This is a genomic window from Acinetobacter sp. LipI_15 (assembly GCF_058242865.1).
The window spans coordinates 1,080,485-1,093,093 of record NZ_JBZAYN010000001.1 but is presented as its reverse complement, the minus strand read 5'-3'; the positions used below and the strand labels follow the sequence as shown (position 1 = coordinate 1,093,093).

12 protein-coding genes and 1 pseudogene are annotated in these 12,609 nt (G+C 40.7%); 7 read left to right on the top strand and 6 right to left on the bottom strand.

Annotation, left to right across the window (positions count from 1 at the left end; all coding sequences use genetic code 11):
• The first annotated feature begins 8 nt into the window (after window positions 1-8).
• A complete protein-coding gene (gene nadB, locus AC4CU0_RS05290; protein ID WP_490742632.1) occupies window positions 9-1,655 on the top strand; it encodes an L-aspartate oxidase in 1,647 nt (548 codons plus the stop codon).
• Between the two features lie 52 nt (window positions 1,656-1,707).
• Here the strand turns inward: nadB and AC4CU0_RS05285 are convergent.
• From AC4CU0_RS05285 to pabC, 6 genes and pseudogenes are all read right to left on the bottom strand, one after another.
• Window positions 1,708-2,566 (bottom strand): annotated as a pseudogene (locus AC4CU0_RS05285) (arginase family protein).
• Window positions 2,567-2,577: 11 nt separating this feature from the next.
• Complete coding sequence (locus AC4CU0_RS05280) at window positions 2,578-3,543, bottom strand: hypothetical protein (RefSeq protein ID WP_490742631.1); 966 nt, start codon at window positions 3,541-3,543, stop codon at window positions 2,578-2,580.
• Window positions 3,544-3,738: 195 nt separating this feature from the next.
• Window positions 3,739-4,158, bottom strand: a complete 420-nt coding sequence (locus AC4CU0_RS05275; protein WP_427987590.1) for a PaaI family thioesterase — start codon at window positions 4,156-4,158, stop codon at window positions 3,739-3,741.
• 68 nt (window positions 4,159-4,226) lie between these two features.
• Window positions 4,227-4,832 (bottom strand): dTMP kinase, encoded by a 606-nt coding sequence (gene tmk / locus AC4CU0_RS05270; protein WP_180022487.1) that lies wholly within the window; start codon window positions 4,830-4,832, stop codon window positions 4,227-4,229.
• Window positions 4,833-4,841: 9 nt separating this feature from the next.
• The gene (gene mltG / locus AC4CU0_RS05265) at window positions 4,842-5,894 is read right to left on the bottom strand and encodes an endolytic transglycosylase MltG (RefSeq protein WP_490742630.1); all 1,053 of its coding nucleotides are present in this window, start codon (window positions 5,892-5,894) and stop codon (window positions 4,842-4,844) included.
• Between the two features lies 1 nt (window position 5,895).
• On the bottom strand, window positions 5,896-6,705 hold the full coding sequence (gene pabC / locus AC4CU0_RS05260) for an aminodeoxychorismate lyase (RefSeq protein WP_490742629.1): 810 nt from the start codon (window positions 6,703-6,705) through the stop codon (window positions 5,896-5,898).
• A 161-nt stretch (window positions 6,706-6,866) separates the two neighbouring features.
• On the opposite strand from pabC, the gene AC4CU0_RS05255 reads away from it, so the two are divergent.
• The 6 genes from AC4CU0_RS05255 (at window position 6,867) to AC4CU0_RS05230 (ending at window position 12,579) form a co-directional block, all read left to right on the top strand.
• Entirely contained in the window at window positions 6,867-7,874 is a 1,008-nt protein-coding gene (locus AC4CU0_RS05255) for a sulfate ABC transporter substrate-binding protein (RefSeq protein WP_490742628.1), read from the top strand.
• Between the two features lie 176 nt (window positions 7,875-8,050).
• A complete protein-coding gene (locus AC4CU0_RS05250; protein ID WP_111883967.1) occupies window positions 8,051-9,064 on the top strand; it encodes a sulfate ABC transporter substrate-binding protein in 1,014 nt (337 codons plus the stop codon).
• Window positions 9,065-9,097: 33 nt separating this feature from the next.
• Window positions 9,098-9,703: an alpha/beta hydrolase gene (locus AC4CU0_RS05245; protein ID WP_490742627.1), complete on the top strand. Its 606-nt coding sequence runs from the start codon at window positions 9,098-9,100 to the stop codon at window positions 9,701-9,703.
• A gap of 85 nt (window positions 9,704-9,788) precedes the next feature.
• Window positions 9,789-10,622, top strand: a complete 834-nt coding sequence (gene cysT / locus AC4CU0_RS05240) for a sulfate ABC transporter permease subunit CysT (protein ID WP_078190342.1) — start codon at window positions 9,789-9,791, stop codon at window positions 10,620-10,622.
• Window positions 10,619-11,506: a sulfate ABC transporter permease subunit CysW gene (gene cysW / locus AC4CU0_RS05235; protein ID WP_078192018.1), complete on the top strand. Its 888-nt coding sequence runs from the start codon at window positions 10,619-10,621 to the stop codon at window positions 11,504-11,506. The genes cysT and cysW overlap by 4 nt, the downstream gene beginning before the upstream one ends.
• Before the next feature lie 11 nt (window positions 11,507-11,517).
• Window positions 11,518-12,579: a sulfate/molybdate ABC transporter ATP-binding protein gene (locus tag AC4CU0_RS05230; protein WP_490742626.1), complete on the top strand. Its 1,062-nt coding sequence runs from the start codon at window positions 11,518-11,520 to the stop codon at window positions 12,577-12,579.
• The last annotated feature ends 30 nt before the right edge of the window (window positions 12,580-12,609 follow it).

Below are 12,609 nucleotides of genomic sequence, written 5' to 3'. Positions count from 1 at the left end.
ATTAGCTGATGGACATGTCTAATTTAAACACTACACATCATTTTGATGTGATTATTGTGGGAAGCGGTGGTGCAGGCCTGAGTTTGGCACTTTCACTGCCAGATCATTTCAATATTGCAGTACTCGCAAAATCGACCCTGACCGATGCCAGTACCTATTTTGCCCAAGGCGGCGTAGCGGCAGTACTCGATAAAACTGATTCGATTGAACAACATATTGATGACACGATGATTGCAGGTGCGCATCTATGTGAATTCGATGCAGTTAAACAAACGGTCAAAGGTGGAAAACCTTCAGTAGATTTTTTACTTAATCAAGGTGTGCAATTTACCTTAGATGAACAAGCACAATTACACCTTACTCGTGAAGGCGGTCACTCTCAGCGACGCATTATTCATGCAGCAGATGCCACAGGTCGTGCTATTTCCACAACATTGGTTGAACGTGCACAAGAAAAAGCCAATATCCATATTTTTGAAAATTTTATTGCAATCGATTTAATCACCAGTCAAAAGCTGAATCCACACGCTGAAAATCGTGCCCTTGGCCTGTATGCACTGGATGAAAGTAATGAAAAAGTACATACCTTCCTAGCACCATTTACAGCACTTGCTTGTGGTGGAGCCATGAAAGCATATTTATATACATCCAACCCCGATATTGCGACTGGTGACGGTATTGCCATGGCCTATAGAGCAGGTTGCCGTGTTGCCAATATGGAGTTCAACCAGTTCCATCCAACCTGTTTATATCACCCGCAAGCACGCTCTTTCTTAATTACAGAAGCCATGCGCGGTGAAGGTGCATATTTACGTCTACCAGATGGTGAGCGCTTTATGCTACGTTTTGATGAACGTGCTGAACTTGCCCCACGGGATATTGTGGCGCGTGCGATTGACTATGAAATTAAACGTCTTGGTATTCGCCATGTATGGCTAGACATTACCCATCAACCCGCGGAATTTATTACAGAACACTTTCCAACACTGTATGCACGCTTACTCGAATTAGGTATCGATATTACCAAAGAGATGATTCCTGTAGTTCCTGCAGCACATTACACTTGTGGCGGTGTCGTTGTCGACGAGAACAGTCAAACTGACATTTCAGGTTTGTATGCGATTGGCGAAACGTCCTATACCGGACTTCATGGTGCCAATCGAATGGCCAGTAACTCTTTACTTGAATGCTTTGTTTATGGCATGAGCGCAGCAAAACATATTCAGGAAAATTTTAAAGCAGATCAACCAATATCTACAATACCGGCATGGGATGATTCACAAGTAACCAATCCAGATGAAGATGTGGTGATTTTGCAAAACTGGGATGAATTACGCCAAACCATGTGGAATTACGTCGGTATTGTTCGTACTACAAAGCGCCTCCAACGTGCCCTACACCGCATTGAAATGCTTAAGCGTGAAATCACCGAGTACTATCAAGATTATCAAGTCAGCAAAAACTTAATTGAATTACGCAATTTAGTCTTGGTATCAGAAATGATTGTTCGCTGTGCCATAGAACGTAAAGAATCACGTGGCTTACATTTTACTTTGGATTATCCAGAACAAGCCGATGAACTGCGTAAAACAGTGTTAACACCACCTGATTTCACGGTTGATTGCCCTGTAGTAAATACTGAGTTAGTCTCTTAAAACTTTTAAATCAAAAAAGAAGCCGCACATTATGTCGGCTTTTTTGATTTTACTATCCATAAATACGTAGCGCAGCTTTGAAAGTTTCTAAGTGCAGATTTACTAGATCATTCATATTCTGATAGCCCCCAGCCAATACAAACATCAACGGTATATCTGCACGTTTAGCCAAGTTAAAGACCATTTCTTCGCGTTTTTGTATCAATAAACCATGATGAACCAAAAGGGTCAGCTTGATGACAATCCATCCCTGCTTGATAAATAATTAAATCTGCACCCCATGCTTTAGCTTGCTGTATTCCTTCATGTATAGCCAAAGTATATTGTGCGAAATTTCCACGATCTTTATGCACATGCCGTGTTAAAGAACGTTCATAAGTAGGACAACCAAAATGTAGCCCATAAATACTAAAATTAAAAAGGTTCTCTAAGCGTCTAGTAAACTCAGCTGTGCCATTTCCCCCATGTTGATCGCAATCGAGTACAAAGATTTTTTTATTCGGATTCTGCTGTGCCACCAAAGCCAAACCATTGAATGTGCAAAATGATCCACCGTATTCATACACTGCATGATGAAAACCCTGTGCAACATTTGCTGCAATGCCTTTTTGCAAAGCCATTTCTGCTGCCATCAACTGCTCTGCATTGATTCTCAGCACTGCATCTCTAAGCTGGGTATTCCAAGGCTTAAAGCCTGAAAAGGTCGCAAGCTTAGTGGGCTTCCCTGTCATAAATGCGTCCACATAAACAGGATCATGCACTTGGCTTAAAATTTCAGCGTCAATACACTCAGGTTCATATATTCGGATGTTCTGACATTGTTCTAAAGCTGTTCCAACTGCTAATAATTTTTCCATACTATTGGTATGGGTATGAGCAAAATATTTTGGCGAAAAGCATACATCTAACATGATGGAAACACTCAAAGTTGCGCTATTGCCACATCTATTAATTGCTGGAGCTCAGTCGTACCTGGACTATACAGACCATTATCCACTTGCTGCTGAAAATGCGTGCTGAATGCACGTTTTCGATTTTGTGGCGACACGGCCAAAGTCGTTAAGCGTAAAAACCACCAACCAGAAATGGCCTGATAAGGAATCACAAAACCTTTAAACTCCCGATTTTGTCGTTTTTCAACTAATTGTTCAGCATCATAACTCACGGAAAAAAGTGAACCTGCTGGAATACGAACACCATTCATGAGTACAGGTTTCAAACTGATACAAGAATGGTTATCCCCCATATTTAATTTTTCCATAAATATGGGCTGACCGTGTACATCTACAAAAATATTAATTTCACCGTTACGTAATACACGTCGATGTGCGATTTTTAAAAAGAAATTTTCAGCCATTGGACATGAGCCAACTTTTGGCTTATCAACCAGTGCTTGCACTTCAACAATTTTGTTTTCAATCGGGGATTTTGGCAAAATCACATCTTCAATCAAGGAACAAATAAGCTGACTTTCTTCTAAATTTGCATGTTGCTGGATTTGACGCAAACTTTTTTGGAGACGTAATTCTTTCTCTAAAACATCGCAAAATTCTGTAGCTTGTTCAGATTGATTCAATTGCTGAATATTTTGATTCAAATCCAGATTACGCCAACTTGACAAATCTACATGATATGCACGACTTTGATCTAAAATTTTGCGTAAACCGTGCGTGTCATATTGATCAAAAAGTTTAAGATCTTGAAATTCATGTGATACGCGCGGCACATTAATATATTCAGCTAACACACGTGTGGCTTGGGTATAGCCACAGCCACGTCGTTCAGTTTGATGTGAGTAATGCTCATTCAGCATTTCTGTCAATTTTTCTGACAAAGGATATGCATGATCCTGAAAGAGCCGAACAACTTCATGTGCAGTAGCAGTCATGTATTTAACCAATCAAATCTGTGATTCAATTATAGATTTAAAACAGCACTTATGAGTTGATTGATTTCTACTAAGCTTTTGAAATTATGCAAATAAAAATACACTACGCAGAAAATTCACCAACCAATGCATAATTTATTTAGACAGACTGCTGCATTTTAATCCAATCTAATGGATCAACTGCATATTTTCAGTTCAATGTCGCTGCGGAGGAATCGAATAGCTACCGGTAATATGAGCCACAGGCTCTTCAACACCCTCTGAATAAACCAATACCTCACCATAAATGATGCTTTTACCGACCTTAAGTAATCGACATTCTCCCCGCAAGTCTTTATTCGCCTCAGGCTTTCTTAAAAAGTTAATATTCATACTTGTGGTGACTGCAAGTCCGACAATTCCAATCTCTGCAAGTATTGCCACATACAATGCAAAGTCCGCCAAAGTCATCATAGTCGGGCCTGAAACAGTATTGCCAGGCCGCAAATCTTTTTCAGTCACATGCCAAATTAAAGTGGCAGCCTTTTCACCAACTTCAACGATAGTGCAATGCTTTAAGCTTGGCGCAAATTCAGTCTTAAGGAAATTGATAATCTCCTGTTTTGTAGCATGCATAAAAAATCATCCATAACTTTTGCTATGAATGATTTTTAAATCAATTACCTAACAAATACTATGGCATTTTAGATCTGCTGTAGTTGCGATAATGCCTGTTGGAATACATGCTCAGGTGTTTGGGTTGCGTCAAGGCGTTTCATTCGTTCAGGGTGCGTTTGATGAATCTCAGCAAAACCTGATCTTACTTTCTCAAAGAAAGTTGCTTTCTCTTGTTCAAAACGGTCTAAAGCACCACGCTCTCTTGCTCTTAACATTCCTGTTTCAATCGGTGCATCAAGCCAAAAAGTAATATCCGGTATACGCGCAACAAAACTTGCATTTAAGACATTGAGCTTGTCACGATCTAAACCACGTCCTGCACATTGATAAGCAAAACTCGAATCGGCAAAACGATCACATAAAACGATTTTACCTTCTGCCAATGCAGGTAAAATCACGCGCGCCAAATGCTGTGCGCGTGCAGCATACATAAGTAACAACTCTGTATCATCACTCATTGCTTCATCATGATTGACGGCCAAAAGTAATGCACGAATTTGTTCAGCCATAGGTGTACCACCCGGCTCACGTGTAAGTACGACATTTTTACCCAAATTTTGGAAATGATCATGTAATTTACGAATGAGTGTAGTTTTACCCACACCTTCCGTACCTTCAAAGCTAATAAACATGCTCACTCCTTAGTTTTTCGCACGAATTACAGATAAATATTCTTGTACCGCGCGGTTATGGTCTTGCAAATTACTACTAAATTTATGGCCGCCATTTCCTGTTGCAACAAAATATACATTGTTAGATGAATCTGGATGCATCGCGGCTTCAATTGCTTTTTGACTCGGCAAAGCAATCGGTGTAGGCGGTAAGCCATTGATCGTATAAGTATTATATGCTGTAGGTGTACGTAAATCTTGGCGAGTGATATTGCCTTGGTATTTATCGCCCATGCCATAAATCACAGTTGGATCTGTTTGCAAACGCATCCCTTGTTTGAGACGACGCACAAATACACCAGACACTTGTTCAAGCTCACTATCAATACTGGTTTCTTTTTCAATAATCGACGCCATAATTAAGGCTTCATATTTATCTTTGTACGGTAAATTTTGAGCTCGATTAGTCCAAGCCTGATCTAAGGCTTTGATTTGTCGGTTATATAAATCCTTCAAAATTTTTCGATCAGACTCGCCTTTTGCAAAGAAATACGTATTCGGTGCAAATAATCCTTCAGGGTGTGAATACGGAATGCCGAGCTCTTTTAAGATTTCTGCATACGGTAAATGACTGATGTCATGCGTCACCAAAGGGTCATTTTTTAAAGCATCTATCAGTTGCTTAAATGTCGTCCCTTCGATCACTAAAATTCGATTCATTTGCGCATTTTCAGAATTAGAAATCAACTCCATAACTTCTCGCACACTCATGCCTTCATGGATTTCATACACACCTGCTTTTAAGGTGTCATTGATCATGAACTTTTGGTACAACTTCAAAATAATAGGAAAATTAACTTGTTTCTCTTTGGCTAGTCTGTCAATAAATCCTGAATAGGTATCCCCTGCACCAATCGCCAACATTTGCTTTTTGCCTTCCACAGGATAGGCTTTAAACAAACTCGACCACAGTAAAATCGCCACAAGTACAACGATACCAAGTAGCACAACCAAACATGCTTTAAATGGAAAACCTGCTGTGGCAGATTTTTTCTTATTTGTTTTTTTAGACACGGTGGACATATTAACGAATCTGACTTAATTGAAGTGTTCGGAAAAGTTCAATACAAGCTTGAACATCTAACTCAACTCCATTCAGAGTTGATGCAATTTTCATGGGACTTAAAGCATTGCAGAAAAAAACACTCTGAAAATGCGTAATTTCATCCATATTGACGTGACGTTGAGTACATGGAATCTGAAGCTGCTGCATCCGTTTTAAAATTTCTGCACGCATGACACCATGCACGCCATTATAACGAAGTTCAGGCGTAATCCATCCTTCATTTGTGCGAATAAAACAATTACTGCTCACACCTTCAACAACTGTACCTTGCACATCCGTCACCAAAGCTTCGCCCCATGGGGTTTGATCCAACTCTGCTTTGAGCATGACTTGTTCTAATCGATTTAAGGACTTTAAGCCCACCAAACTTGGCATGGTTAACCCAATGGCTTGATGTAATACACCACTTTCGACAGTTTCGTACTCAAAATCTGCAACAGCTTTGGGGTAATAAAACACCCAAACATCTGCTGGATGCTCAGGCAAACTATAGCCACGCTGACCGATACCACGACTCAACACAATCTTCAAAGTGCCATTAACGACATCTTGTTTACGTAACAATTTTAAAGTGTCTTCAATAAGGTTTAAATCTGCATTTAGCTTTAATCGCTCATTGCTCAGTTTTAATCGTGCAATATGTAAAGCTAAAAGTTCTATTTGTCCTTGGCGAATACGTGCCGTGCTAAAACAGCCATCGCCATAGTGAAAGGCGCGATCAAGTAAATTAACTTGTTCTATTTGCTGCGCATTTTTAAAACACTGCATACATCGTCATCCCAATTACATCACTTTATTTTAAAAAATAATTGCTCAGCATATATTTCTTTTTTGTTCATATTAAATTCTTTTTTAATTATTTTTTCTGCATTAAAACTACAGATATTCTTGCCTCATCCAACAAAACATGTATAAAAATTGAGGACAACATGAATCTATCTAAATTAAAACTTGGGGTTTTAGCTGCATTCATTTCTGCCACAGCATTCAGTGCATCTGCCAAAGATTTCTTAAATGTGTCATATGATCCAACCCGTGAATTGTATGACAACTTCAATAAAGACTTTAGTGTTTACTGGAAAAAAACCACAGGCCAAGACATTAACTTTAAACAATCTCATGGTGGATCAGGTAAACAGGCTCGTGCTGTTATTGATGGTCTAGATGCCGATGTTGTTACGTTGGCTTTGGCTGCAGATATTGATGAAATAGCTGCACGTGGTTTAGTTGCAAAAGACTGGCAAAAGAAATTCCCACAAAACTCAACGCCATATACGTCGACCATTGTGTTCTTAGTGCATAAAGGCAACCCGAAAGGCATTAAAGACTGGGGCGATTTAATTAAACCGGGTGTCGACATTATTACCCCGAACCCAAAAACATCGGGCGGTGCGCGTTGGAACTATTTAGCAGCGTGGGCTTGGGCCAAACATCAAGCAGGTGGTAATGATACAAAAGCCCAAGAATTTGTCCGCCAAATCTATAAGCAAACCAAAGTCCTCGACTCAGGCGCACGTGGTGCAACAACTACATTCGCTGAACGTGGTATTGGTGACGTGTTATTGGCATGGGAAAATGAAGCACATTTGGCAGTTCGTGAACAGCCGGGTAAGTTTGAGATTGTGACCCCTTCACTTTCTATCTTGGCCGAGCCGCCTGTTGCGATTGTAGAAAAAAATGCCAAGAAAGATGGCAATGAAAATTTAGCCAAAGTGTATTTAAATTATTTGTACTCACCTGCAGGTCAAACCTTTGCAGCACAGAACTATTATCGTCCACGTAATGCTGCGGTATTGGCAAAATATAAATCCGTCTTTAAACCTTTAAAATTAGTAACTATTGATAAAGAGTTTGGCGGTTGGAGCAAAGTACAGAAAAAACATTTTGAAAATGGTGGCGTCTTTGACCAAATCGTGAAGACCAATAATTCAAAATAATGCTTTAAATAGCGAAAAGCATCTTCCTTTCGCATAAGGTCGATGCTTTTTTTTCGTAGATACGCCCATTATCTTTTTTATTCATATAAAATTCGTTTTTAATTATTTTTTATGCATAAAGATTGGCGCTATTCTTCACCCATGTTACAAACAAAGTAATAATTATTGAGGTTCACATGAGTATTTCCGCAAAATTAAAATTGGGTGTTCTTGCTGCAGTCATTTCGACAGTTTCTTTTGGCGCAGCTGCAAAAGACTTCTTAAACGTATCTTACGACCCAACGCGTGAACTCTATGAAAGTGTGAATAAAGACTTCAGCAAATATTGGGAAAGCCGTACAGGTCAAAAAATTAATTTTAAACAATCTCATGGTGGTTCAGGCAAACAAGCGCGTGCAGTCATTGATGGCTTAGATGCCGATGTGGTGACCTTAGCACTTGCAGCGGATATTGATGTGATTGCAGAAAAAGCCAAACTTTTACCTGCAGATTGGCAAAAGAAACTTCCACAAAACTCAACGCCATATACCTCAACAATTGTATTCTTAGTCCGTAAAGGCAACCCAAAAGCGATTAAAGATTGGGGCGATCTAGTTAAACCAGGCGTGGGTATTATCACCCCAAACCCGAAAACCTCAGGCGGTGCACGTTGGAACTATTTAGCTGCATGGGCTTGGGCAAAACATCAAGCGGGTGGTAATGATACAACGGCTCAAGAATTTGTCCGTAAGATTTATAAAAACACCAAAGTGCTCGATTCAGGCGCACGTGGTTCGACTACGACCTTTGCTGAACGTGGTATTGGTGATGTATTGCTGGCTTGGGAAAATGAAGCACATTTAGCGATTCGTGAACAACCGGGTAAATTTGAAATTGTGACCCCTTCACTTTCAATTTTAGCTGAGCCCCCTGTTGCTGTTTTAGAAAAAAACGCAGAGAAAAAAGGTAATCTTTATTTAGCCAAAGGTTATTTAAACTTCCTTTATTCACCACGTGGTCAGCAAATCGCAGCTCAGAACTTTTACCGTCCACGTAACGCTACAACGCTTGCACAATATGCATCCGTCTTTAAGCCACTTAAACTCGTAACCATTGATAAAGAATTTGGTGGTTGGGATAAAGTTCAAAAAGCACACTTTGAAAATGGCGGCGTGTTTGACCAAATCGTTAAAGCCAACAACGGAAAATAAAACCAGTCATTGGCTGAATCAGGAGAACTTGACATGACACATACAGTAATTGTCCCGGGTGTAGGCGGTAGTGAACACGCACATTGGCAATCTTGGTTACAACGTCAGCTCATGTCTAGCTCTCGTGTTCAGCAAAAGGATTGGAATCACCCTGTACTAAAAGACTGGATTAAACAATTCGTTAAAACCGTACGACCTTTACAGGGTGAAATTCAAATTGTGGCGCATAGCTTTGGTTGTTTAACCACGGTGGCAGCATTGGCCTTGTATCCAGAACTTAATAAAAAAATCAAAAATTTAGTTTTGGTTGCGCCAGCCAATCCAGCACGCTTTGGAGAAAACGGCTTTGCACGCGACAGTACGACGGATTACAAAGCATTTTTTCATCAGTTAAGTATTCGTGTGCCGACAACGATGTTGATTAGTGAAAATGATCCTTGGCTTGGCTTTGAAGATGCAAAACAACTTGCTGATGCTTGGAAGCTTTACCCTGTGAATATGGGTGCTGTGGGTCACATTAATGTTGCATCAGGTTTTGGACCGTTTCCTGAAATTTTCAATTACTTAATTTCAGAAAACCACATGAAACATATCAGCTTTACTGATGAAAACAAGTATTTATTTCAATTTGCTTTTTAAGTACTGAGCATTAAGCTTGTCGCAAAATCATTTATTCAATTTTGCTGACCTTTTAAGTCAGCTTTTCTCATTTTGAGGAGTCATCATGTCGCAGCGATCCCGAGTGCTGCCAGGATTTGGTCTTTCTCTAGGCTTTACCCTAGCGTATTTATCCTTAATTGTGCTCATTCCCCTTTCGGCCGTATTTATTAAATCTTTAGGTATCGGTTGGGATGGACTATGGGAAATTTTAAGCTCAGAACGTATTTTAAAATCGTTACAACTGAGTTTTAGTGCCGCCATTATTGCTGCGTTAGTCAATGTGGTTTTTGGTTTGCTCTTAGCATGGTGTTTGGTTCGTTATACCTTCCCGGGTAAACGTATTGTCGATGCTTTGGTTGATTTACCTTTTGCATTGCCAACTGCCGTTGCGGGTATTGCATTAACTTCGTTATATGCACCGACTGGTTGGATCGGTCAGTACCTTGAACCCATTGGCATTAAAGTCGCATATACCCCAATCGGGATTACCTTGGCTCTCATCTTTATTGGTATTCCTTTTGTGGTTCGTACTGTACAGCCTGTACTGAGCGACCTAGAAACTGAACTTGAAGAAGCAGCTTCTGCACTGGGTGCAAATCGCTTTCAGATCGTGACCAAAGTGATCTTACCTATTCTATTTCCTGCACTGTTAACAGGTTTTGCTTTGGCCTTTGCACGCGGTGTGGGTGAATATGGATCGGTGATTTTTATCGCAGGTAACCAACCCTTCAAGACTGAAATTGCCCCATTGATGATTATCTCTCGCCTTGAAGAATATGATTATGCAGGTGCGACCACGATTGCTGTTGTGATGCTGGTGATTTCTTTTGCCATTTTATTCTTAATTAACTTGGTTCAAGCATGGGCAAGTCGCCGTACAGGGAGAACTGCACGATGAATACGAACAGTAATGCGCTTGCGGAAAAATTACAGTCGCGTGATGCAACGCGTGAACCGACATGGGTTCGTTATACCCTGATCATCATTGCTTTAATTTTCTTCTTAAGCTGCCTGATTCTGCCCTTGGTTTTGGTTTTCGTTGAAGCCTTTAAACAAGGTGTTGGCGTTTACTTCCAAGCATTGGTTCATCCAGATACATTATCAGCAGTAAAACTTACGCTACTGACAGCTGTGATTGCCGTACCGTTGAACGTCGTCTTTGGTGTAGCTGCGGCATGGTCTGTTGCCAAGTTTAATTTCCGTGGTAAATCTATTTTAACCACGATTATTGATATGCCATTTTCAGTCTCTCCAGTTATTGCTGGCTTAATGTTGGTATTGATTTTTGGTACTCAAGGTTGGTTAGGCGGCTGGCTGATGGATAACGACATCAAAATTTTATATGCCGTTCCAGCCATTGTCCTTGCCACTGTGTTTATTACCGTTCCTTTTGTGGCACGTGAGTTGATTCCATTAATGGAAGCTCAAGGGACAGAGGAAGAAGAAGCAGCTATCGTATTGGGTGCTTCAGGCTGGCAGACTTTCTGGAAAGTGACCCTTCCAAATATCAAATGGGGCTTAATCTACGGCGTGATTCTATGTAATGCACGTGCAATGGGTGAGTTTGGTGCTGTTTCTGTAGTTTCAGGTCACATTCGTGGCGAAACCAATACCTTACCGCTACACGTAGAAATCCTTTATAACGAATATACCTTTAGTGCTGCTTTTGCTGTGTCTTCACTATTAGCGCTCTTGGCGATTGTGACCCTGATTTTAAAAACATGGGTTGAACTACGCCAGGAACGACAAGACAAGCGTAAAGAAGATTCACAAGTTTCTTAAGGAATGACCTCATGAGTATTCAAGTAAAAAATATTGAAAAACACTTTGGTGCATTCCATGCACTTAAAAATATCTCTTTAGATTTTCCTGATGGTCAGCTCGTTGCGCTGCTTGGCCCATCAGGCTGTGGTAAAACCACCCTGCTACGTATCATTGCAGGTCTTGAATCTGCCGATGGCGGCCAAGTGATTTTAGAAGGTGAAGATGCCACTAAAGTTCATGTCCGTGAACGTGAAGTTGGTTTTGTATTCCAGCATTATGCACTGTTCCGCCACATGACCGTATTTGACAACATTGCTTTTGGTTTACGCGTACGCCCACGTGCAACACGTCCATCAGAAGCGGAAATCAAAAAACGGGTTACTCGTTTGCTTGATCTTGTTCAGCTTGGTTTCTTGGCTGACCGTTACCCTGCACAACTTTCAGGTGGTCAACGCCAACGTATTGCCCTAGCACGTGCTTTAGCGGTTGAACCGCGTGTGTTATTACTGGATGAACCTTTTGGTGCATTGGATGCCAAAGTTCGTAAGGAATTACGCCGCTGGTTACGTACCTTACATGACGAACTCCACATCACCTCTATTTTCGTGACCCATGACCAAGAAGAAGCACTTGAAGTGGCCGATCAAATCATTGTGATGAACAAAGGCAACGTAGAACAGATTGGCTCGCCACGTGAAGTTTATGAAAAACCTGCAACACCGTTTGTATTTGACTTTTTAGGTCAAGCCAACCGTTTTGAAGGTCAAAATAGCAATGGCCTTTTTCAAATTGGTGAAGACCGAATTTTGTTGCCACAAAATGCCAATGCACCGCAAGGCAATGTCATTGCCTTTGCTCGTCTGGATGAACTGCGTATTCATGCACAGCCGCAAGAAAATGCCATCCAAGCGATTTTTGTACGTGAGCTTTGGATTGCAGGTAAAGTCATTGCTGAACTGCATGACCGCCAAGGCAATCTGATCGAAATTTCATTAACGGCTGATGAAGCGAAAGCACATCAATTCCGCCCAAATCAAACGGTATGGTTAAGTGCAACGAACTTGCATTTATTTGAAAACCAAGTTGCATAAAACAATAAGTTGGGGCCTTCACAAGCCCCA

Bases quoted from the DNA above. Each gene is read 5' to 3' on its own strand.
- AC4CU0_RS05255 (WP_490742628.1), top strand. From the start codon at position 6,867: ATGAATCTATCTAAATTAAAACTTGGGGTTTTAGCTGCATTCATTTCT.
- AC4CU0_RS05245 (WP_490742627.1), top strand. From the start codon at position 9,098: ATGACACATACAGTAATTGTCCCGGGTGTAGGCGGTAGTGAACACGCA.
- AC4CU0_RS05250 (WP_111883967.1), top strand. From the start codon at position 8,051: ATGAGTATTTCCGCAAAATTAAAATTGGGTGTTCTTGCTGCAGTCATT.
- nadB (WP_490742632.1), top strand. From the start codon at position 9: ATGGACATGTCTAATTTAAACACTACACATCATTTTGATGTGATTATT.
- pabC (WP_490742629.1), bottom strand. From the start codon at position 6,705: ATGCAGTGTTTTAAAAATGCGCAGCAAATAGAACAAGTTAATTTACTT.
- AC4CU0_RS05280 (WP_490742631.1), bottom strand. From the start codon at position 3,543: ATGACTGCTACTGCACATGAAGTTGTTCGGCTCTTTCAGGATCATGCA.
- cysT (WP_078190342.1), top strand. From the start codon at position 9,789: ATGTCGCAGCGATCCCGAGTGCTGCCAGGATTTGGTCTTTCTCTAGGC.
- tmk (WP_180022487.1), bottom strand. From the start codon at position 4,832: ATGTTTATTAGCTTTGAAGGTACGGAAGGTGTGGGTAAAACTACACTC.
- cysW (WP_078192018.1), top strand. From the start codon at position 10,619: ATGAATACGAACAGTAATGCGCTTGCGGAAAAATTACAGTCGCGTGAT.
- AC4CU0_RS05230 (WP_490742626.1), top strand. From the start codon at position 11,518: ATGAGTATTCAAGTAAAAAATATTGAAAAACACTTTGGTGCATTCCAT.
- mltG (WP_490742630.1), bottom strand. From the start codon at position 5,894: ATGTCCACCGTGTCTAAAAAAACAAATAAGAAAAAATCTGCCACAGCA.
- AC4CU0_RS05275 (WP_427987590.1), bottom strand. From the start codon at position 4,158: ATGCATGCTACAAAACAGGAGATTATCAATTTCCTTAAGACTGAATTT.